Source organism: Bacillus sp. JK62, assembly GCF_053663455.1.
In genome coordinates, this window is the sequence record NZ_JBSJQA010000006.1 from 254,809 (window position 1) to 280,633 (window position 25,825).

The following is a 25,825-nucleotide window of genomic DNA, read 5'->3' on the forward strand; positions in this document are numbered from 1 at the left end:
TCCAATGTCGGTATTTAAAAACCAAGAAACGTACTGGGAAAACCTGTTTGATGAAGAAGACGGACTAAGCGCATTCCCTTACTTTAAAGCAGCGGATAAAGCGTCGTTGGCCCGTACCGGCTACCAGGAAAAATGCATCTGCCGTTCCTTATCTCCGGAAGTATCTCAAAGAATCATGACGATGGCGAATCATTCCGATATGGCGGCCTATCTGATTTTATTGGCGGGTATTGAATGCTTGTTATATAAATATACGGATCAAACGAGCCTGATTCTTGGCATTCCGACGGTATCGAAGCAAAAATCCGGCCAGTCAGCCGTTAACAACATTGTCCTCTTAAAAAATACGCTTTCAAACGAGAGTACATTTAAAACCGTATTCGGACAGCTGAAAGAAGCCGTTAATGATTCTCTGAAAAATCAAAACCTGCCGTTTAGAAAAATGGTTCAGCATCTGAGCGTGCAATACAATGACGAGCATCTGCCGTTGATTCATACCGTCGTTTCGCTTAACGAAATTCATTCCTTGCAATTTAAAGAAGATACTGCAGCCGATACGCTGTTTCACTTTGATTTGGAGAACAACGGGGTTCATTTGAAGCTTTTTTATAACGGCAACCTGTACGATGAGCGCTATATCAATCAAATTGTATCCCATTTGGATCAGCTGCTGTCTGTGATCCTGTTTCAGCCTCAAGCCGCGATCCATACGGCAGAGATCTTACCGGAAGCGGAAAAACAGAAGCTATTGTTTGATTTTAACGATACCGTCAGAGATTTCTCCGGGAGCAGAACAGTCTATCAATTATTTGAAGAGCAAACAGAAAGAACACCTGAGCATGCGGCCGTCAAGTTTAAAAACGACCATTTGACGTACAGGGAACTGAATGAGAAGGCGAACCGTTTGGCAAGAACATTGCGTAATTGCGGGGTTCAACCCGATACGTTAGTCGCCATTCTCGCCGATCGTTCATTAGAGATGATCGTATCCATTATAGCCGTTTGGAAGGCAGGGGGCGCTTATGTGCCCCTGGATCCTGAATATCCAAAAGAGCGGCTTCAATATTTGCTTCATGATGCGGATGCAGACGTTCTCCTTGTTCAGCGTCATTTAAAAAACAGTCTCACCTTTGACGGCCCGGTGATTGATTTGAATGATGAAACATCATACCATGCCGATAGCTCATTGTTATCACCAGTAGCGGGACACAGCCATTTAGCCTATGTCATTTATACGTCGGGTACAACAGGAAAGCCGAAAGGAGTCATGGTTGAACACGGCGGCATTGTGAATTCGCTCCAATGGAAGAAGGCGTTTTTTAAGCATTCTCCGGCGGATCGCGTGCTTGTCTTGTACCCGTATGTTTTTGATGCGTTCATTTTAAATTTCTTCGGCCCGCTCATCTCGGGGGCAACTTTGCACCTATTGCCTAATGAAGAGAATAAAGAAACTTTCGCCATTCAAAATGCCATAAAACAAGAGAGAATTACTCATTTCTCAACTTCTCCCCGTCTTCTGAAAACGATGATCGAACAGATGAACACAGAGGACTTCATCCATGTTCAGCATGTTGTTGTAGGCGGTGAGCAGCTGGAAACAGATACAGTTGAGAAGCTGCATTCTCTGCAGCCTCGCATTCGGATCAATAATGAATACGGACCGACAGAAAACAGCGTGGTATCTACATTTCACCCTGTTCAGTCCGCTGATGAACAGATCACAATCGGCAGCCCGGTGGCCAACCATCAAGCTTATATTTTAGGAGCGCACCATCAAATCCAGCCGATCGGCGTACCGGGAGAGCTGTATGTCGGAGGAGCGGGAGTGGCCCGCGGCTACCTCAATCGTCCTGAATTGACGGAGGAAAAATTTGTGGAGCATCTGCATGTCCCTGGTCAAAAGATGTATAAAACGGGTGATCTCGCCAGATGGCTGCCGGATGGAAGAATCGAATATTTAGGGCGGATTGATCATCAAGTGAAAATTCGCGGCTACCGGATTGAGATCGGCGAGGTAGAGGCAGCCATGTTCAATCTGGAAAACGTTCGTGAAGCCGCAGTCGTCGCGCGGGAAGACGCAGACGGGGCCAAACAATTGTATGCCTATTATGTCGGCGAGCCTTCTTTGACCGCTGCGCAGTTCAGAAAAGAATTATCCCGGGAACTGCCGAATTATATGATTCCCTCCCGCTTTATCCCATTGGAACGCATTCCGCTCACTTCCAATGGGAAGATTGATCTGAAAGCTTTGCCTGCTGCTGACGAAAATACGCGGGCGGAATACGAATACATAGCCCCGCGGAACACAATAGAAGAACTGCTGGCGTCTATCTGGCAAGAAGTATTAGGGGCAGAACGTATAGGAATTCTGGATAATTTCTTTGATTTTGGCGGAGATTCGATTAAGTCAATTCAGGTGTCATCCAGATTGTATCAAGCCGGATACAAGGTTGATATGAAGCATTTGTTTAAACACCCCTCGATTGCTGAACTTAGTCAGTTTGTAGCGCCGGTCAGCAGGGTGGCTGATCAAGGAGAAGTGAATGGCGGAACCAAGCTGACCCCGATTCAGCATTGGTTTTTTGAACAAAACATGCCGCATGCACACCATTACAATCAGGCCGTCATGTTATATTCGGCGGAAAGCTTTAAAGAGGCTCCGCTTCGCCGGACGATGGAACAGATCGCGTCGCATCACGATGCCTTGAGGATGATTTTTGAAAAAACGCCGGATGGATACGCTCCGCGAATTACAGGAACAGATGAAAGTGAACTATACCATCTGGAAGTGATGAATTATAAAGGGGAAACCGATCCGGCTCAAGCGATTGCCGATAAAGCGAATGAGATTCAAAGCAGCATGGTATTAGACAAAGGGCCATTGATGAAGCTCGGTTTGTTCCAATGTCCGGACGGAGATCATTTGCTGATTGCAATTCATCATTTGCTGATTGACGGAGTATCCTGGCGTATTTTGCTCGAAGATTTTGCAAGCGGTTATGAGCAGGCAGAACGCGGACAAACGATCCAGCTCCCGCAAAAAACAGATTCGTTTCCATTCTGGGCCGATCAATTGTCCAAGCATGCGGCGGAAACCGACATGAAAGAGGAGATTGCTTATTGGACTGAGCTTTCAAGCATAAAGCCTCAGCCATTGCCTAAGGACACTATCAGCGAAGGATCGTTATTAAGTGACAGCGAAGAAGTGACGATTCAATGGACAAAAGAGGAAACGGAGCAATTATTAAAACAAGCGAACCGCGCCTACAACACGGATATCAACGATCTGCTGCTGACTTCGTTAGGGCTGGCCGTTCACAAGTGGACAGGCACGGAAGACATTGTCGTGAATTTGGAAGGCCACGGGAGAGAACCGATTATTCCGGATGCTGACATTTCCCGCACGATAGGATGGTTCACAAGCCAGTACCCTGTCGTCCTGAGGATGGAAGCCGGAAAAGACCTGTCGCAGCGAATCAAGATCGTGAAAGAAGGGCTGCGCCGCATCCCTGATAAAGGAATGAATTACAGCATCATCAAATATATATCCGGGCACCCGGAAGCCGACAGCCTGCAGCTGAATCCGGAGATATCGTTTAACTATTTGGGACAATTTGACCAAGACCTGAAGCATCAGGCTTTGCGCATATCGCCATATTCCACAGGGTTATCGATGAACGAAAACCAAGAGAGAACGGCCGTGCTTGATTTGAACGGCATGATTGCCGAAGGGACATTATCACTGACACTGAGCTACAGCAGCAAACAATACGAAAGATCTACTATGGCGCAATTTGCCCGGGGGTTGAAAGAAAGTCTGCAAGAAGTCATTGCGCATTGCGTAAGCCGGCAGCAGACTTCTCTCACACCAAGTGACATCCTGTTAAAAGATATCTCAATCGACGAACTGGAACAGCTTTTGGAGCAGACGCGTGAATTAGGCGAAGCGGAAAATATTTATCCATTAACGCCGATGCAGAAGGGCATGCTGTTTCACAGCTTATTTGCTCCGAATTCAGGTGCTTATTTTCAGCAAACGATGTTTGATCTGCATGGAGATCTGGAGATTGATTCATTTTCAAAAAGCTTGGACGGCTTATCGCAAAAATATGATATTTTCCGCACGAATTTTTACAGAGGCTGGAAGGATCAGCCGCTCCAAATCATATTCAAAACGAAAAAAATCGGTTTTCAATTCAATGACTTACGAGAGATGAAGGAATCACAAAAAGAAGCGATGATTCAGCAGTATGCCAGAGAAGATAAGATGCGGGGGTTCGACTTAGAAAAAGGCGCGTTAATGCGGTTATTCATCCTTCGTACGGATGAAAAGACATACCGTTTTATCTGGAGCTTCCACCATATTTTGATGGACGGCTGGTGCCTGCCGCTGATTACAAAAGAAATATTCGAGAATTACTTTGCCTTGCTTCAGCAAAAGCAGCCTGAACAATCATCAATTACTCCGTACAGTCAATATATTGAATGGCTCGGCCGGCAAGATGCGAAAGAGGCCACGGCTTATTGGGATCAGTACTTGGAGGGATATGAGGAGCAAACCGGCCTTCCTAAGGATCATCATGCAGCGGAAGACGGACGATACGTTCCTGAAAAAGTGACGTGTGACATAAGCTCCGATCTCACTTCGAAAATGAAGCGGACGGCAGGCGAGCATCATGTCACGCTGAATACGCTGCTGCAGACGGCATGGGCGGTTTTGCTGCAGAAATATAACCGCAGCCGGGACGTTGTGTTTGGAAGTGTTGTATCCGGAAGACCTGCTGGAATTCCAAACGTGGAAACCATGATCGGCTTATTCATTAACACCATTCCCGTCCGGTTCCGGTGTGAAGCCGGGACAACGTTTGCCGAGCTTATGAAAGAGGCGCAGGAAAGGGCTGTAGCGTCTCAACAATTTGAGACGCACCCGCTGTACGATATTCAAGCGCGTACAACGCAAAAGCAAGATTTAATTACACATTTAATGATATTCGAAAATTATCCGGTTGATCAGTATATGGAAAGCATAGGCCGCCAAAACGGAACATCCATCAAAATTTCCAACGTGCAAATGGAAGAACAGACCAACTACGATTTTAATTTGACCGTTATACCGGGCGACGAGATGAACATCTCTTTTGAATACAATGCAAATGTGTATGATCGTGCAAGCATAGAGCGGGTTCGGGAACATTTCATGCAAATCCTGCATCAAGTCGTGACAGATGCGGATATCCGGGTGGATCAAGCGGAATTGTTAACGGAAGGCGAAAGAAGAACCCTTCTGCAGACGCTTAACGACACGGCCGCGCCGTTTCCGCAGACGCCGGTTCATCAATTATTTGAAGAGCAATCGCAGCGTACGCCCGATCAAGCAGCCGTCATTGATAAGGACAGGCAGCTCACGTACGGAGAACTCAATAAGCGGGCCAACCGACTGGCGCGAACGTTAAGAGCGAAAGGAGTCCAGACGGATCAGCCTGTAGCCATCATCACAAGAAACAGCATCGAATCGGTGGTCGGAATCCTTGCCGTTTTAAAATCAGGCGGAGCCTATGTCCCTATAGATCCGGAATATCCGCAAGACCGCATCCGGTATATGCTGGATGACTCCCAAGCCGGAATCGTTTTAATGCAGCGGGACGTCAGGAAACAGCTCGCCTATGAAGGCGTCACGGTTTTACTTGATGATGAAAGTTCTTATCACCAAGATGGCTCTGACCTTGCTCCGATAAATGATGTGAGCCATTTGGCATATGTCATTTATACGTCAGGTTCCACAGGCCGGCCAAAAGGCGTACTAATCGAGCACCAAGGCTTGACCAATTATATTTGGTGGGCGAAAGAGGTTTATGTAAAAGGCGAGAAAGCCAACTTCCCATTGTATTCGTCAATTTCTTTTGATCTGACGGTGACTTCTATTTTCACGCCGCTTGTCACAGGAAATGCAATCATCGTCTATGACGGAGAAGATAAAACAGCTCTGCTTGAATCGATTGTGAGGGACCCGAGGGTGGATATCATTAAATTGACTCCGGCCCATTTGCAGGTTTTGAAAGAAATGAACATTGCCGATCAAACGGCTGTCCGAAGAATGATTGTGGGCGGGGAAAACTTAAGCACCCGGTTAGCCCGCAGCATTCATGAACAGTTCGAAGGCCGGGTTGAAATATGCAATGAGTACGGACCGACGGAAACCGTTGTCGGCTGCATGATTTACCGTTATGATGCCGCAAAGGACAGACGGGAATCGGTACCGATCGGAACCGCTGCGGCAAACACGAGCATTTACGTTCTTGATGAGAATATGAAACCCGCACCGATCGGAGTGCCGGGAGAAATCTATATCAGCGGCGCCGGTGTGGCAAGAGGATATTTGAATCGTCCCGAATTAACGGCAGAGAAATTTGTCGATGACCCGTTTGAACCCGGAGCGAAGATGTATAAGACCGGAGATTTGGCGAAGTGGCTGGCGGACGGAAACATTGAATATGCGGGCAGAATAGATGAACAAGTGAAAATCAGAGGCTATCGTATCGAATTAGGCGAGATCGAGGCGGCACTGCTTCAAGAAGAAGCGATCAAGGAAGCTGTCGTTACAGCCAGAGAGGATGTCCACGGGTTTAAACAATTGTGTGCATATTACGTAAGCGGCGGGCAAACAACGGCTGCCCGGCTCCGGAAACAATTGTCTCATACCCTTGCAAGTTATATGGTTCCGGCTTATTTTATCGAGCTTGATGAAATGCCTTTAACTTCTAACGGAAAAATAAACAAAAAAGGGCTGCCGGCTCCGGATTTCGAGCTGCAGGACAGAGCAGAGTATAAAGCTCCCCGAACAAAAGCGGAAGAAATATTAGTTTCTGCCTGGGAATCGGTATTAGGCGCTGAAAACGTCAGTATTCTTGATAATTTCTTTGACCTTGGCGGAGATTCCATTAAATCCATTCAAGTATCCTCCAGATTAAATCAGCAAGGATACAAAATGGAAATCAAAGACTTGTTTCAATATGCAACAATTGCAGAATTGAGTCCGCATATCAAGCAGAATCTGCGTATAGCCGATCAAGGTGAGGTCAAAGGAAAAGTCAGCCTGACTCCTATTCAGCATTGGTTCTTTGATCACATAACGACAGATCAGCATTATTATAATCAAGCCGTCATGCTGCATGCGCCGGAAGGTTTTCAGGAAACGCAGCTTCGTCAAACCCTGCAAAAGCTTGCTGAACATCACGATGCGCTCCGCATGACGTTCCGGACTACGGAAAATGGCTGCGAGGCACAGAATGAAGAAATCGCCCAAAGCGGACTGTACCGCTTAGAAGTCCTGAATCTGAAAGAAGATTCCGATCCGGGACGGACAATTGAAGCCAAAGCTGATGAGATACAAAGCAGTATGCGTTTAAGTGATGGGCCGTTAATGAAAGCCGGGTTGTTTCAATGCGCAAATGGAGATCATCTGCTCATTGCCATCCATCATTTGATTATAGACGGGATTTCATGGCGCATTTTACTGGAAGATATCGTTAGCGGCTACAAGCAAGCCGAGAACGGGCGAGTGATTCAACTGCCGCAAAAAACAGACTCTTTCCAATTATGGGCTAAGAGACTTTCAGAATATGCGCAAAGTGAAACCATAAAACAGGAACAGGAATATTGGACAAAGATCGAACAAACCGAAGTCAAACCGCTGCCTAAAGATTTTCATGAAACCCATACAACTGCAAAAGACAGTGAAACAGCAACTGTGGAATGGACGAAAGAGGAAACGGAGCTGCTATTAAAACAAGCGAATCGCGCTTATAACACGGAAATAAACGATTTGCTCTTAACTTCTCTGGGTCTTTCCATATCGCATTGGTCAGGACTGGAACAAATTCCGATTCATTTAGAGGGACACGGCCGAGAACAGATTATACAAGATATAGATATCTCCCGCACGGTCGGGTGGTTTACAAGTCTGTATCCGGTTGTGCTGCACGCGCATCCGGGCAAAGAGATCTCTGATTATATCAAGACGACCAAAGAAGGATTGCGCCAAATTCCGCATAAAGGGATCGGATATGGAATAGCAAGGTACTTAAGCGGCGGAATGCCATCGAAACTCAATCCTGAGATCAGCTTTAACTACCTGGGACAGTTTGACCAAGATTTACAGCAGCATGGGGTTCAATTATCTTCTTATTCTTGCGGTTCAGACTCAAGCGGAGATCAAGAAAGACCGTATGTATTGAATATAAACGGAATGATCACCGACGGCCGGCTGAAGCTTACGATCAGCTACAGCAGCAAACAGTACGCAAAAGAAACGATCATGCGGTTATCGGAAACGATTCAAAGCCGCCTGCGGACAATCATTACGCATTGCGTCCATAAAGAACAATCGGAACTGACGCCAAGCGATATTTTGTTAAAAGGCATGTCCATTGACGAATTGGATCAGCTCCTCATTCAACTGCCGCATGCAGGTGAGGTTGAAAACGTGTATCCGCTCACTCCGATGCAGAAAGGAATGCTCTTCCACAGCCTGCTGGACGAGGCCTCAAGTTCTTATTTTGAACAAGCATCGTTCGATTTGCAGGGAGAATTAAAGATTGATTGGTTTAAAGCAAGCCTTGAACGATTATTTGAAACATACGCCGTGCTCAGAACCCGTTTTTACAGCGGCTGGAACGATACTCCTTTACAAATTGTCTATAAAACGCAAACACCGCAAATTCATTTTGCAGATTTGCGTGACATAGAGGAGCACCTGCGAGAGGATGCAATCGCAGCCTATCAAAGAGAAGATAAGGCAAAAGGATTTGACTTGGCTCGGGATCCGCTGATGCGCATAGCGATTTTCCGTATGGAAGACCGCAAATATCATTTGATTTGGAGCTTCCATCATATTGTGATGGATGGCTGGTGCCTGTCTCTTATCACGAAGGAAGTGTTTGATCATTACCGCGCCTTACAGGAAGGCAGGGAACCAGAACCGTCATCGGCAGCTCCTTACAGCGACTATATCGAGTGGCTTGACCGCCAAGATCAGGGAGCGGCAAAGCGGTACTGGAGCGGGTATCTTGAAGGATATACAGGTGAAACTACGCTTCTTCATAAAATAGAGCAGCATGAACAAAAAGAATACGCCTATGCCAATGTGATCTGCCGATTTGATCACGAACAGACAAAACAATTACAGCAGATCGCAAATCAGCATCAGGTTACATTAAACACGTTGATCCAAACGTTATGGGGAGTTTTATTACAGAAATACAGCGGGTCAGCAGACGTTGTCTTCGGCAGTGTCGTGTCGGGAAGGCCGGCGGAAATTCCTGATGTAGAACAGATGATCGGCCTGTTCATCAATACCATTCCGGTTCGCATCCGCTGCGATGAGGACAGCACTTTTGCTGATACGATGCAAATGGTTCAACAAAACGCTCTGGCTTCCCAATCATACGATACCTATCCTTTATACGAAATTCAGGCCCAAACGGAACAAAAGCAAAACTTAATTGATCATATACTGATCTTTGAAAATTATCCGATAGAGCAGCAAGTCGAAAAGGGCCATGATGCTGCGGATTTAAATATCGTGAATTTCCATATAGAAGAACATACCCATTACGATTTTAATGTAGTTGTCATCCCTGGCGAACAACTCACCGTTCATTTTGATTTCAACCAAAATGAATATGGACAATCAGAGGCAGAGCGGATTCGCGGACATTTTGAACAGCTCATTCACCAAATTTTGCAGCAGCCGTCTGTCAAAATAGAAGAAATGGAACTTCTGACGCAGCAAGAAAAAGAACAGCTGCACAGCCGTTTTCAGTCTAACGAAATGCATTACCCACGTGAACAAACGATTCATCAGCTGTTCGAGGAACAAACACTCCGGACGCCGGACCATGAGGCGGTTATATTCGAGGAGCAGCGTATGACATACCTTGAGTTAAATGAACGGGCCAATCAACTAGCACGCACTTTACGAGCTGAAGGCCTACAGGCCGACCAGCTTGTTGCGATCATGACTGAGCGTTCTCTAGAAATGATGGTCGGGATTTATGCAATCCTGAAAGCGGGCGGCGCTTATGTGCCAATCGACCCGGATTACCCGGATGAACGCATCCGCTACATCCTTGAAGATTCAGGAGCGACCCTGCTGCTGTCACAGCGTCACGTGAAAGAACGGGTTGCTTTTGCAGGAACGGTCATCGATCTCGATGATACTTCCGTTTACGATGATGACGTTTCTAACTTGGAGCCGCTGTCCCGTGCGGACGATAGGGCATATGTAATTTACACGTCCGGATCGACCGGCAAGCCCAAGGGGGTTATGGTTGAACATCGTCCGGTTATAAACCGGTTGATGTGGATGCAAAAGGCTTATCCGATCGGCAGCGGCGATACGATTTTACAAAAGACAGCGATCACCTTCGACGTCTCGGTATGGGAGCTGTTCTGGTGGGCTTTGACCGGTGCGAAGGTGTGCCTGCTTCCGCTCGGCGGAGAGAAAGACCCCGAAGTGATTTGGAACACAATAGAAGAGCAAAGTATCACGACAATGCATTTCGTCCCGGCGATGCTGCACGCCTTCCTGAAGTTTGCGGAAGCACAGACGGCGAGCGTACAGACAAGCAAGCTGCGTACGTTGCGGCAAGTGTTTGCAAGCGGCGAGGCTTTAATGCCGGCACATACGGCAAGATTCCATAGCCTTATTACGCCTATGAACGGCGCCCGACTGATCAACCTGTACGGCCCGACGGAAGCAACGGTCGATGTGTCGTACTTCAACTGCGAAGCGAACCAAGCGTATGCATCGGTGCCGATCGGCAAGCCGATCTCGAATATACAGCTGTATATGATGGCACCGGGATCAATGCGTCTACAGCCAGTCGGAGTACCGGGAGAGCTTTGCATCGCAGGCGACGGACTGGCGAGGGGGTACCTGAACCGTCCGGAGCTGACTGCGGAGAAGTTCGTGGATCATCCGTTCGAACCCGGCAAACGGATGTACCGGACGGGCGATCTGGCGAGATGGCTGCCGGACGGTAACATCGAATATTTGGGCCGGATCGATCATCAGGTGAAAATTCGAGGATACAGGATCGAACTCGGCGAGGTGGAAGCTCAGCTCTTAAAGATAGAGTATGTACAGGAAGCAGTAGTCACCGCTCTTGAAGACGGAGCCGGAGAAAAGCAGCTATGCGCATACTTTTCAGCGAACACCGAGCTGATGGTGAGCGAGCTGCGAATAGCGCTGTCGCAGGAACTGCCGGGGTATATGATCCCGTCGTACTTTATCCAACTAGAGCGTTTGCCGCTCACGGCAAACGGAAAAGTCGACCGCAAAGCATTGCCAGCACCAGAAGGAGGCGTGCAAACAGGGGGCGAATACGTTGCTCCCCGTACAGCGGCGGAAGCGCAGGTGGCGCATATCTGGAAAGAGGTGCTTGGACTTCCGCGTATCGGCGTGAAAGATAACTTCTTCGACATCGGCGGTCACTCGCTGCGGGCAACGACTCTGACGGCGAAGCTGCACAAAGAGATGGGGGTCAGCCTGCCGCTGCGGGAAGTGTTCCGGTCGCCAACAATTGAAGAAATGGCAGAAACGATTACCGGAATGAAACACACAGCATATACATCTATCCCGGCCGTTGACGCAAAAGAATACTATGCCGTCTCCTCGGCGCAAAAACGGCTGTACATTTTGAATCAGCTGAAAGGCGGAGAGCTGAGCTACAACATGCCGAGTGTCATGAGGGCCGATGGAGCTCTGGATCGGGAACTTGTCGAGAAGGCGATCTGCAAGCTGATTCAGCGCCATGAAACGCTGCGTACCGGCTTTGAACTGATAGATGGAGAACCGGTGCAGCGGATCTATGACGACGTCCGATTTGCAGTGGAATTCACTCAGGCGAAAGAAGAACAGGCGGAAGCCCTCGTTCATGGGTTTGTGCGGGCATTTGACTTGGAGAAAGCACCGCTGCTGCGGGTAGGACTGATCGAGCTTGCAAAAGACCGCCATTTGCTGCTGTTTGACATGCATCATATCATTTCAGACGGCGTATCTATCAAGAATTTGATTGAAGAGTTCGTTTCATTATATGAAGGAAAAGAGTTGCCGCCATTGCGGATTCAATATAAAGATTATGCGGCGTGGCAGCTGGCGGATATGCAAAGCGAACGGATGAAGAAACAGGAAGCGTATTGGCTGGATGTGTTCAGCGGAGAGGTTCCGGTGCTGGATATGCCAACCGACTACGGAAGACCGGCTGCGCGGAGCTTTGAAGGAGGACAAATCGAGTTTGTTATCGGACCGGAGCTGACGGAACAGCTGAAAGGCTTGGCGGTGAAGAGCGAAAGCACACTGTACATGGTGCTGCTGGCTGCTTATACGACCATGCTTGCCAAATACAGCGGGCAAGAAGACATCGTAGTAGGCAGCCCGATTGCCGGAAGAACCCATTCGGATTTGGAAAGCTTAATCGGCATGTTCGTGGGCACGCTGGCGATACGAACGAAACCGATTGGGGAAAAAACATTCCGGGAGTACGTGCAGGAAGTCAAAGAGCATACATTAAAAGCGTACGAAAATCAGGAGTATCCATTCGACGAACTGGTGGACAAGCTGAATGTGTCCCGGGATTTCAGCCGCCATCCGCTGTTTGACACGATGTTCATATGGCAAAACACAGAACGTGGAGAATTGAGCCTCGATGATGTGCGTTTTACCCCTTATCCGGACAACCATGCGATGGCGAAGTTCGACCTGACGTTCCAAGCGGCAGAAAATGAAGACGGAATTACAGGTATGATCAGTTACGCGGCAGCGCTGTACAAGCAGGAAACTGCGGAACGCATGGCAAAGCACTTTATCCAATTGATCGAGGCGATTGCGAATGATCCGCAGGCGCCGCTTTCATCGCTGGAGATGATCACCGCGAAGGAGAAAGAGCAGATTGTGGAGAGATGGGGCCAACCGGCAATAGACTGCCCAAGGGACAAAACAATTCACCAATTGTTCGAGGAGCAGGCGGAGCGTACGCCGGAACTTACGGCCGCAGTTTACGAGAAAAGCCGATTCACATACCGTGAGCTGAATGAGCGGGCCAACCGCCTGGCGCGGATTTTAAGAAGCGAAGACGTGCAGCCTGACCAGCCTGTGGGTATTCTGGCAGAACGTTCTCTGGAAATGATCGTGGGGATTATGGCGATCCTGAAAGCCGGGGGCGCGTATGTGCCGATGGATCCGGACAGCCCGCAGGAACGCATCCGCTATATTCTGGAGGATTCAGGAGCAAAGGTTCTGCTGGCACAGCCCCATTTACAAGATCGTGTATCCTTTGCCGGAGAAATTTTACTGCTGAATGACGAACGAATGAACAGCGGGGATGGCTCGAATCTGGTGACGGCAGCCGGACCGGATCACTTGGCGTATGTGATTTACACATCAGGCACAACCGGCAAGCCAAAAGGCACGCTGATTGAGCATCGCCAGGTACTTCATTTGATGGAGGGGCTCCGCGGACAAGTGTACGGTGCTTATGATTCGGGATTGCGTGTGTCTCTGTTGGCACCGTACTATTTCGACGCATCGGTCAAGCAAATTTTCGCGGCACTGTTAGGGGGACATGCACTGTATATCGTCCCTAAAGCATCAGTATCAGACGGTTATGCCTTGTCAAACTATTATCGCACCCACCGCATTGACGTAACAGACGGAACACCGTCACATTTGCAATTGCTTATCGCTGCAGACAGCCTTCATGGGGTAACGATCCGGCACATGCTTATTGGAGGAGAGGCGCTCCCGCAGGCGACGGTGGCGCAATTGCTTGAATTGTTCGCTTCGAACGGGTCATCAATGCCGCTCATAACCAATGTATACGGTCCGACGGAAACCTGCGTGGATGCATCGGTCTTCCATATCGTACCGGAGACATTGGCATCCGCTGACGACGGCGGTTACGTGCCGATCGGCAAGCCGCTGGGCAACAACCGTGTGTATATTGTTGATTCCCATGACCGGATGCTGCCTATAGGTGTAAAGGGCGAGCTGTGCATCGCCGGAGACGGAGTAGGACGAGGGTATCTGAACTTGCCTGAATTAACGGGTGAAAAGTTTGTGGCCGATCCGTTTGTAATCGGAGAGCGGATGTATAAAACAGGCGATCTTGCCCGTTACCTGCAAGATGGGAACATTGAATATGCCGGAAGAAAGGATCATCAGGTCAAAATTCGCGGTTACCGGATCGAACTTGGCGAGGTGGAAGCCGCTCTTCTCAACATCGAGCATGTACAAGAAGCGGTGATCCTGGCCAGAGAAAATGCAGAGGGACAAAGCGATTTGTATGCCTATTTTACAGGGGAGAAGTCACTGCCGATCAATCAGCTTAAAGAAAAACTCTCCGATCAAATACCAGGCTACATGGTTCCTTCATACCTGATGCAACTGGAACAAATGCCGTTAACCTCCAATGGAAAAGTGAATCGCAGCGCGTTACCGCTGCCTGAAGCAGGCTTGCAGACCGGGATTGACTATGTTGCTCCAAGGACAAAGCCGGAAGAGCAGCTGGTTCACATCTGGAAAGAAGTATTGAAGTTAGAACAAGTCGGCGTCAAAGATAACTTTTTCGATCTCGGCGGGCATTCGTTACGGGGGATGACGCTCGTTACCAAGATCCATAAGCAATTCGGCAAAAGCATTTCATTGAGAGAAGTGTTTCAATACCCGACGGTTGAAGAAATGGCGAGGGTCATTGCGGGCGCGGAAACCAGCGGACCGGATGAAATCCCTGTTGCAGAAGCCAAAGATGTTTATCCTGTATCTTCCGTACAAAAGATGGTTTACCTGTCTACACAAATTGAAGGCGGAGAACTAAGTTACAACATGCCGGGGATTTTGACATTGGAAGGCAGGATGGATATGAATCGTTTACAATCTGCGTTCCAAAGTCTGATCCAGCGCCATGAATCGCTACGAACCGGATTTGAAATGGTTCGGGGAGAGCTGGTGCAGGTGATCAAGCCGCAGGCGGATTTCTCTATAGAAAGGTACAAAGCAGCTGATAAGCAGGTCGAGGAGCTGTTCCGCAATTTCGTGCGGCCTTTCGATCTCAGTCAGGCTCCATTGCTTCGGGCCGGGCTCATCGAATTAGAACAGGACAGACATGTTTTCATGTTTGACATGCATCATATCGTTTCAGACGGCGCTTCTATGAATATTTTCGTTGAAGAACTGATTCAATTGTATGACGGCAAAGAATTAACCCCGCTCCGGATTCAATACAAAGATTACACTGTATGGCAGCAGCAGGCGGAGCAGAGGGAACGCATCAAAAGGCAGGAGAACTATTGGCTGAATGTATTTCATGAGGAACTCCCGCCATTTGAGCTGCCGAAAGATTTTGCCAGACCGCGAATTCGAAGCTTTGAAGGCAAGCGATACAATTTCGCTCCCGATGAGACCGTGGTCCAGGGGATAAAACAGATGGAAGAATTGACCGGATCGACCGCTTACATGATCTTGCTGTCAGCCTATAACATACTGCTGGCCAAATACAGCGGTCAGGAAGATATCGTCGTCGGTACGCCTATTGCGGGAAGAATGCATGAAGATTTACAGCATATTATCGGGATGTTTGTGAATACGCTGGCCATCCGTACGGCCCCGGCTGGAGAAAAGACCTTTATGGACTATGTAACGGAAACAAAAGAAACGATGCTGAAAGCTTATGAAAATCAAGAATATCCTTTTGAAGAATTAGTTGAGAAACTGGGAGTGAAACGGGACTTAAGCCGCAATCCGTTATTCGATACGATGTTTGTTCTGCAAAATACGGAACAAACGGATATCGAATTGGACTCTCTCGCGGTCAGACCATATGAACAAACAAATACGGCGGCCAAATTTGATTTACAGCTGACTTTCGTGATGAATCCGCACGAGATTCAAGGAAGCTTTGAGTACTGCACGAAGCTGTTTAAACAGAAAACCATCGCTACGCTGAGCAAAGATTACGCCATGATTCTGTCGGCGATCATAAAAGACCCATCGATTCCTTTAAAAGAAATTCAATTAAGTGAGAAAGTAAATAAAAGTGAACACTTTGCAAACGAAATCGAATTGAATTTCTAAAAACGGCCGGTACCGGCTGTCCCCGGCATGATGTTTTTACGGGGACAGCGGTCAGCCGGCTAAAACTTACTGGAGGGATATTAATGTCAGAATTCAAGCAACAGGAGTTGTTCTGGAGCAGCATGTTCGATGCGGAAGATCGTCCCAGTGCAATCCCTTCGTTTCAAATGTCGGACTCAACAATAGAGCACGATGCGCCGAGTGCACCCAACCGGATTCACAGTTCATTGAGCTCCGATGTATCCCTGCGCATCATGAAAATGACGAATAAATCGCCAATGGCCGTTTATATGGTTCTCCTGGTCGGAATCGAGTGTCTTTTGTACAAATATACGGGGGAAGAGGGCGTTATTGTAGGTGTACCGACCTTTGAAGACGAAACCGATGAAGACCTTCGTTTAGATCAAGTCATGTTAATCAAACAAAACATAAATGCGGACAGCACATTTAAATCCATATTTAATGAATTCAAGCATACGCTGAACGGAGCCATCTTAAATCAGCACGTTCCTTTCGATAAAATGGCCGGTCCATTAAATCTGAACTACGATTCAAATCATTTGCCAATGATCCATACGATCGTATCACTAGATCAGCTTCATCCCATTCGTTTTATAGAAACGGCTGCTGCTGATACGTTATTTCAGTTTTCCATCGAAAATGATTCGATTCATTTAAAGTTAACTTATAATGAACAAGCTTATGATCGCCAGTATATGATGCAAGTGATCGAACATGTAAACCGGGTCTTTTCAAGTTTGTTATTCCAACCCGACCTTATGATCCGACAGCTTAATATTCTGTCAGACTCAGAGACAAATCAACTCATCGCCTATAATCAAACGGCTGCAGAGTATCCAAGAGAAAAAACGATTCATCAATTTTTGGAGGAACAAGCGGAACGCACCCCTGATCAAACGGCTGTTGTCTACGAGGATAGCCGTCTGACGTACCGGGAATTGAATGAAAAGGCGAATCAACTCGCTCGGACTCTGCAATCTGAAGGCGTGCAGCCGGATCAGCCGGTCGGGATTATGGCCGAACGCTCCCTGGATATGATTGTAGGGATCTTCGGGATCTTGAAAGCCGGCGGGGCGTATGTACCGATTGACCCGGGCTATCCCGAGGAACGGGTTCGATACATATTGGAGGATTCGGATACGAAGTTGTTACTCGTGCAGAATCACTCGCAAGAGAGAGTACCTTTTACGGGAAAAGTGCTGGATATGAAAGATCCGCACAACTTTTGTGAAGACGGGTCGAATGTAGAGCCGGCTGCTGGTCCGGATCATCTGGCCTATGTTATTTATACATCGGGTTCAACGGGCAAGCCGAAAGGGGTTATGGTTGAGCACCGGTCGGTCATCAATCGGCTGGTGTGGATGCAGGAAAAATACCCTCTGGATGAGCGGGATGCGATTCTGCAAAAAACTGCGATCACCTTTGATGTATCAGTGTGGGAACTGTTCTGGTGGACGCTGGCAGGTTCTAAACTGGTGCTGCTGCCAAGCGGAGGAGAAAAGAATCCCGAGCTGATTTTAGATACAATTGCACAAAAAGGCGTCAGCACACTGCATTTTGTACCGGCGATGCTGCATGCCTTCCTGGAATCCATGGATCAGAAGCCAAGCGGGATGTTGAAACAAAAATTAGCGTCATTAAGACATGTGTTTGCAAGCGGTGAGGCTTTGAAGCCTGTACATGTCGCAGGCTTCAAACGCATCATCACGTCGGTGAGCCAGGCTCAAATCATCAACTTGTACGGACCGACTGAGGCAACAATTGATGTATCATACTTTGATTGCCAGACGGAAGAAACATATGCAACGATTCCGATAGGCAAACCGATTTCCAACATTCAATTGTATATATTACATGCTGATTTGGAACATATGCAGCCGATCAGTGTGGCGGGAGAACTGTGCATAGCGGGCGATGGGCTTGCAAGGGGCTACTTGAATCGTCCCGAACTGACGGCCGAGAAGTTTGTAAACCATCCGATTGCATCAGGAGAACGGATATACCGGACGGGAGACTTGGCAAGATGGCTGCCGGACGGCAATATCGAGTATTTGGGCCGGATTGATCACCAGGTGAAAATCCGCGGTTACCGCATTGAAATCGGCGAAGTCGAAGGCGCTTTTTTTCAGCTGCCGGCGATCAAAGAAGCCATCGTCATCGCCCGGGAAATCGATGGGGAAACATCCCTGTGCGCCTATTATACCGCACAACATGCTTTAACTGCAGGCGAGCTCCGTGAAGAGCTGTCCCGGCAGCTTCCATCCTATATGATACCTGCTTATTTCGTTCAGCTGGAAGAGATGCCGCTTACTTTCAACGGGAAAATAGACCGTAAATCCCTTCCTTCTCCAAGAGAGAATCTTACAGGCATGAACTATGAAGCTCCTCGAACAGAACTGGAAAAAATACTGGCCGCGGTGTGGGAGTCGGTCTTAGGCTTAGAACGGGTCGGAATCTCAGATCATTTCTTCGAATTGGGGGGCGATTCCATTAAGTCGATTCAAGTGTCCTCAAGATTATACCAAGCCGGGTATAAGTTTGAAATCAAACACTTGTTTAAATACCCAACCATCTCCGAGCTTGTTCCATACGTAGAGCCGGCAACCCGAATCGCAGAACAAGGAGAAATCAAAGGCCGTGCGCTGCTGACACCGATTCAGCATTGGTTTTTCGACCAGAAATACCCGGAATTACACCATTACAATCAAGCGATTATGCTTTATTGGAAAGAGGGACTGGATGAATCCAAGCTTCGGGAAGTCATGAAGAAGATCACAGAGCATCACGATGCTTTGCGCATGGTCTATGTTCCGACAGAAGATGGATATGAAGCCCGAAATCGAGGGATCGATGAAGGTGATCTGTTCAGCCTTGAAGTGATCTCATTACGCGAAGAAAAAAATGTGTCCCAGACGATAGAAACCATTTCCAATGAGATTCAGCAATCCATTCATTTAGCCGAAGGACCGCTCATGAAACTGGGATTGTTCCGGTGTCAAGAGGGAGATCATTTGCTGATTGCGGTTCATCATCTGGTCATCGACGGCGTATCGTGGAGGATTTTACTTGAGGATATAGCGGCAGCTTATGAGCAGCTTCAAAACGGCGAAGCGATCTGGCTTCCGAAGAAAACGGACTCTTATCTGTTATGGGCTGAACAGTTGAATCGTTATGCAGAAAGTCAGGAATTCGAAGCGGAAAATCAATACTGGTTCAGACAGAAACATAATCCGCAACATACATTGCCAAAGGACAATGGACAGGAGACCGGTCTGGCCAAAGACAAGGAAACGGTCATTGTTCAATGGACCGTCGAGGAAACCGAACGTTTATTAAAAAACGCTCACAGGGCTTATTCGACCGATATGAACGATTTATTACTGACCGGTCTGGGAACTGCTGTTCATCGTTGGACCGGATATGAAGACATTCTCATTCATCTTGAAGGACACGGCAGAGAGTCTATCATTCCGGATCTCGATATTTCGCGTACCGTGGGATGGTTCACAAGCCTATATCCGGTTTCGCTTCAAATCAAAGCTGATCAGGATATCCCGGAGCGGATTAAAACAGTGAAAGAAAATTTGCGTCAGATCCCCCAAAAAGGAATAGGTTACGGCCTGATCAAATATTTGTCCGATCACCCGAAGGCACATGAATGGACCGGACATCCGGAAATACGTTTCAATTATTTGGGTCAATTTGATCAAGATGTCCGGAACGGCAGGATGGAGGTATCCCCTTACTCAAGCGGGAAAACAGCCAGTGACAATCGTCCCTTGACCTATACACTTGATATCAACGGCATGATTTCAGAAGGCCGATTGTCGCTGGCCATCAGCTATAGCGGTAAACAATATCAAAGAGAAACAATGGAAGCCTGTGCCGATCTCTTAAAAAGCAGCCTGCAGCAAGTCATCGCACATTGTGATGCTCAAGATCAAATTCACCTGACGCCAAGCGACATTTCGTTAAAAGGTATAACGATCGGTGAACTGGATCAATTTGTGCAGCAAACGAGTCATCTCGGTGACATTGAAAATATATACCCATTAACCCCGATGCAGAAAGGAATGTTGTTCCACAGCTTGATTGATTCGGATTCCGAAGCTTACTTTGAACAAGCCGCTTTTGATCTGAAAGGTTTCTTGGATATCGATGCATTCAGGATGAGTTTAGCGCATCTGGCCGAAAAATATGACATTCTTCGGACTCTTTTTTATACAGAATGGAAAGATCAGCCTTTGCAGATTGTATTCCGGCAAAAACCGATTGAAACGGCCGTTGAAGATATTCGCAGCATGAACAGTCATCAGCGCAGCGAGTTTATTGCCGATTTTGCCAGAAGAGATAAGGCGCGGGGATTCAATCTCACCCAGGATGCTTTAATGCGCGTATCGATCCTGCGGACAGAGGAAGACCAAGCGCGATTGATATGGAGCTTTCATCATATTTTAATGGATGGCTGGTGTTTGCCTCTTGTTACGAAAGAAGTGTTTGAAACCTATTATGCGATACTCGAACAAAGGCAGCCGCAGCCGAAGCGGGGAGCCGTCACTCCATACAGCCGATATATCGAATGGCTCGATCAACAAGATCACAAGCAGGCGTCAGCCTATTGGCGCAATTACTTGGAAGGTTATGAAGGGCAAACTGTTTTGTTACAAGAACAATCTTCCGGCCAGACGAAAGGATACGAAAAAGGAGAGCATACGTTTCATTTAGGAAAGCAGCTCTCAGACGAAATCAAACGGGCCGCAAGCCGCCAGCAAGTCACCGTCAATACATGGATACAAACAGCATGGGGCTTACTGCTGCAAAGATATAACGGAAGTCAGGATGTCGTCTTCGGCACGGTCGTATCCGGCAGGCCGGCAGAAATTCCGGGAATTGAAACCATGGTCGGTTTATTTATCAATACCATTCCCGTACGTATTCATACGCAGCCTGAAGTGACAGCTGCACAAGTATTGAAAGTGAACCAGGAGCAGGCACTGGCTTCTCAAAAATATGATACATTTCCGTTGTATGACATTCAGGCTCAAACTGAGCAAAAGCAGCAGTTGATCAATCATATTATGGTATTTGAGAATTACCCGGTTGAGAAACAAATAGAACATATGAAGCAGGATGACAACGCATTAGACATTCTCGATTTTCATATGGAAGAACATACACATTACGACTTTACTTTTATCGTGATGCCGGATGGAGAAATTGACATTCGTTTTGTATACAACCGCGATGTTTATGATCAAGCAAGTGTCGAACGGATGCAGACGCATTTCATGCAAATCATGAAGCAAATGGCGGACGATCAGAAAGTTCGCGTACAAGACCTTGATATCGTAACAGCGGATGAGCGATCGCTTCTGATAGATAAGTTCAACGATACGGCGGCTGAGTATCCAAAGGAAAAGACGATTCATCAATTGTTTGAAGAACAAGCGAAGCGAACGCCGGAGCAAGCAGCGATTGTTTTTGAAGATAAGAAGCTGACATATCGGGTAGTAAATGAACGCGCCAATCAGCTGGCCCGAACCTTGGTTGCCAAAGGACTTCAGGCCGAGGAGCTTGTCGGCATTATGGCGGAACGTTCACCGGAGATGGTGATAGGCATCCTTGCTATTTTGAAAGCCGGGGGCGTTTACGTACCGATCGATCCGGATTATCCGAAAGAACGCATCCATTATATGCTTGAGGATTCTAACGTCTCTATCTTATTATTGCAACATCATCTTCTGGAAGGTACCGATTATCAAAGTCATACTGTCTTCCTTGACGATCCGTCATCATACGACGCCGAACCATCTAATCTCAATCTGAGCGTGATGCCAAATCAATTAGCCTACGTGATTTATACATCAGGAACTACGGGGAATCCGAAAGGCACGCTCATTGAACATAAAAACGTGGTTCGTCTGTTATTTAACAACAAAAATGTTTTTGATTTTAACGCATCGGACACTTGGACTTTGTTTCATTCCTTCTGCTTTGATTTTTCAGTATGGGAAATGTACGGAGCGCTGCTGTATGGGGGCAAATTAGTGATTGTTCCGAAACAAATAGCAAAAAACCCGGAAAGGTATTTGCAATTGTTAAAATCGGAAGCTGTGACCATTTTAAATCAAACGCCAAGTTATTTTTATCAACTGATGCAGGAGGAGAGAGCAGATCCCGAATCCAATTTAAACATCCGAAAAATCATATTTGGCGGAGAGGCGTTAAATCCATCCTTCTTGAAAGACTGGAAGCTTAAATATCCTTTAACACAATTAATCAATATGTACGGCATCACCGAAACCACCGTTCATGTCACATATAAAGAAATCACGGAACGGGAAATCAACGAGGGCAGAAGCAACATCGGACAACCTATTCCTACTCTGCAAGCGTATATTTTGGACGAATATCAACGCATTCAGGTCATGGGCATACCGGGCGAGCTCTATGTGGCAGGAGAGGGACTGGCCAGAGGATATTTGAACCGCCCGGAATTAACGGCTGAGAAATTTGTTGAACACCCGTTTGCTGCAGGCGAAAAAATGTACAAAACGGGAGATGTCGCCCGGTGGCTGCCTGACGGCAATATCGAGTATTTAGGAAGAATTGATCATCAGGTGAAAATCCGGGGCTACCGGATTGAAATTGGCGAGGTCGAAGCGGCTTTATTGCAATCGGAATCTGTCAAAGAAGCGGTCGTCATCGCGATTGAAGAAGAGGGCTCAAAGCAGCTGTGCGCCTACTTGTCAGGAGACGATTCATTAAATACGGCGCAGCTGAAGCGTCATTTACTGAACAAACTGCCCGCTTATATGATACCGGCTTACTTTGTTCAAATGGAGAAGATGCCGATAACCGCAAATGGGAAAATCGATCGAAAAGCTTTGCCGGCTCCTGAGGGAAATAGGCTCACCGGAACCGAATACGAAGCGCCCGGAACGTTAATTGAAAAGCAGCTGGCCGAGATATGGAAGAACATTTTAGCTCTCAGTGACCCGGGAATTAAAGATAACTTCTTTGACGTTGGCGGCCATTCGCTCAAAGTATTGCAAGTTATTCATCAAATCAACGACCGTATGGGAATCAAAATGCATTATCAAGCCGTATACGATTTTCCTACCATCGAAACAATGGCACGCGCCATTCAAGCGGCAGTTTTCGAGTCCAAGACGGATAACGTATTCGTCAAGATGAATCAGAACGGTTCAATCCCTTTGTTCTGTTTCCCGCCTTTAATCGGGTACGGGCTGGTCTATAATGAAATGGCGAAAAGACTAGACGGCCGCTGCACCGTCTATGCCGCTGATTTCTTAGAAGAGCCGTCTTACGAGCAAGAGATAGTCGACCGGTATGCAGAAAGCATGATAGGCATTCAGGAACAAGGGCCTTTTGTTTTACTCGGTTACTCCTCGGGATCGAATTTGGCTTTTGAGGTTGCCAAAGCCTTGGAGAAGCGCGGACGCATCGTATCGGACATTATGATGCTTGATTCTAAAAGAGCCGTTTCGGTGAATTATTTTTCGGAAGAGGAAACCGAAGAGATCATTCATCGGAATCTGGATATCATTCCGGATTATTATAGAGAATTATTAACCATTCCTTCCATTAAGGATAAAATCAGAAGCTATCTCACATATCACAATAAACTGATCAATTCCGGCGCGGTGAACGCCAACATTCATCATTTTCTATGCGGCGAGTTGACCGATAGAGGATGGAAGCAATCAACCGCACAGCATTACCTTGAGTACAAATTAAAAGGAGACCATGTGACGATCTTTGACCCTCACAATATCGAAGAAAATACGGATACAATTCGATCTCTTATCAAAAGGATTGAAGAACGGCATCATCACGGACTTGTTCTTGAAGAACAACTGTCAATAGGATCGTTTGCTGGCGACACGAAGTTTGACAAAATGTAAGTGATTCAGGGCAAAATGCCGCTGACTGCAATCGGCGGCATTTTTCATAAAAGAGGGTCAGATATTTGCAACGTTTTCACTCTGAAAATCATTCATTTTACGCATTCTTCATGACCTGTTGTTATCATATTTTTTAAAAACCTAATATGCGGAAACAGGAGGATGTTAAGCTGATGAAAAAGTGCAGTGTATGTTTATTGATTCTTGCTTTATTATTGAGCTGTTTACCTGGGGAATATGCGAATGCGGTAAGCACTCCAATTGCAAAACATGTTGGGAATTCAAATCCGCTTATCGACCACCATCTGGGCGCAGATCCGTTTGCGCTGACCTATAACGGAAGAGTCTACATCTATATGTCAAGCGATGACTATGAATATAATAGCGACGGCACGATTAAGGATAATTCATTTGCCAATTTGAATAAAATATCCGTCATATCTTCAGCGGATATGGTGAACTGGACAGATCACGGAGCGATTCCCGCAGCGGGTGCCAATGGGGTGAATGGCGGCCGGGGGATTGCCAAATGGGCAGGAGCATCATGGGCCCCGTCAGCCGTGGTGAAAAAGATCAACGGTAAGGATAAATTTTTCCTTTATTTCGCAAACGGCGGCGGAGGTATCGGGGTTCTCACCGCAGACAGCCCGACCGGCCCATGGACAGATCCGATCGGAAAACCGCTGGTGACGCCAAGTACACCAGGAATGTCCGGTGTTGTATGGCTTTTTGATCCTGCAGTATTCGTAGATGATGACGGTACCGGTTACCTATATGCCGGCGGAGGCGTTCCGGGCGGTTCAAATCCCACACAGGGGCAATGGGCCGATCCTAAAACAGCAAGAGTCATGAAATTGGGGCCTGATATGACCAGTGTTGCCGGAAGTGCATCTACGATTGATGCGCCTTTTATGTTTGAAGATTCGGGAATGCATAAGTATAACGGAAAATATTACTATTCCTATTGTATCAATTTCGGGGGCGCGCACCCGGCCGATAAACCTCCAGGTGAGATCGGCTATATGACCAGCTCAAGTCCTATGAATTCTTTTTCGTATAGAGGGCACTTTCTGAAAAATCCGGGAGCATTTTTCGGAGGCGGCGGAAACAATCACCATGCTGTTTTCAATTTTAAAAACGAGTGGTATGTGGTGTATCATACTCAAACTGTCAGCTCCGCTCTTTACGGGGCCGGCAAAGGATACCGTTCTCCCCATATAAATAAGCTTGTGCATAATCCTGATGGCTCCCTGCAAGAGGTAGCGGCAAATTTTGCAGGTGTCAAACAGCTGTCCAACTTGAATCCATATCACCGGGTAGAAGCGGAAACGTTTGCCTGGAACGGACGGATTTTGACCGAGAATTCCTCTGCACCCGGCGGGCCGGTCAATAATCAACATGTCACAAACATTCATAACGGAGACTGGATTGCTGTTGGAAATGCAGACTTCGGGTCAGGCGGTGCCAGGACGTTTAAAGCAAATGTAGCGTCCGCTCTTGGCGGAAAAATAGAAGTGCGACTAGACAGTGCAAACGGTAAGCTTGTCGGAACCTTGAATGTCCCTTCCACAGGCGGAACGCAATCCTGGAGAGAAATAGAAACTGCGGTAAGCGGCGCATCCGGTGTTCACAACGTATTCTTTGTATTTACCGGAACTGGTACAGGAAACTTGTTTAATGTTGATTACTGGCAGTTTACACAAAGATAAGCAAAGGTACGTTTTCTAAGTCTATAAAAGACAAATGA

Annotated in this window: 3 protein-coding genes; all 3 read left to right on the plus strand. The window is 47.2% G+C overall.

Annotation, left to right across the window (positions count from 1 at the left end; genetic code table 11):
* Positions 1 to 4: 4 nt before the first annotated feature.
* The 3 genes from ACWJJ4_RS14900 to ACWJJ4_RS14910 all read left to right on the plus strand — a co-directional run bounded on the left by ACWJJ4_RS14900 (position 5) and on the right by ACWJJ4_RS14910 (position 25,787).
* Positions 5 to 16,129 (plus strand): non-ribosomal peptide synthase/polyketide synthase, encoded by a 16,125-nt coding sequence (locus ACWJJ4_RS14900; protein WP_454021767.1) that lies wholly within the window; start codon positions 5 to 7, stop codon positions 16,127 to 16,129.
* Positions 16,130 to 16,212: 83 nt separating this feature from the next.
* Positions 16,213 to 24,078 carry a bacillomycin D non-ribosomal peptide synthetase BamC gene (gene bamC / locus ACWJJ4_RS14905; RefSeq protein WP_454021768.1) on the plus strand — a complete coding sequence of 2,622 codons (7,866 nt, stop codon included), beginning with the start codon at positions 16,213 to 16,215 and terminating at the stop codon, positions 24,076 to 24,078.
* A 170-nt stretch (positions 24,079 to 24,248) separates the two neighbouring features.
* Positions 24,249 to 25,787, plus strand: a complete 1,539-nt coding sequence (locus tag ACWJJ4_RS14910) for a glycoside hydrolase family 43 protein (protein ID WP_454021820.1) — start codon at positions 24,249 to 24,251, stop codon at positions 25,785 to 25,787.
* The last annotated feature ends 38 nt before the right edge of the window (positions 25,788 to 25,825 follow it).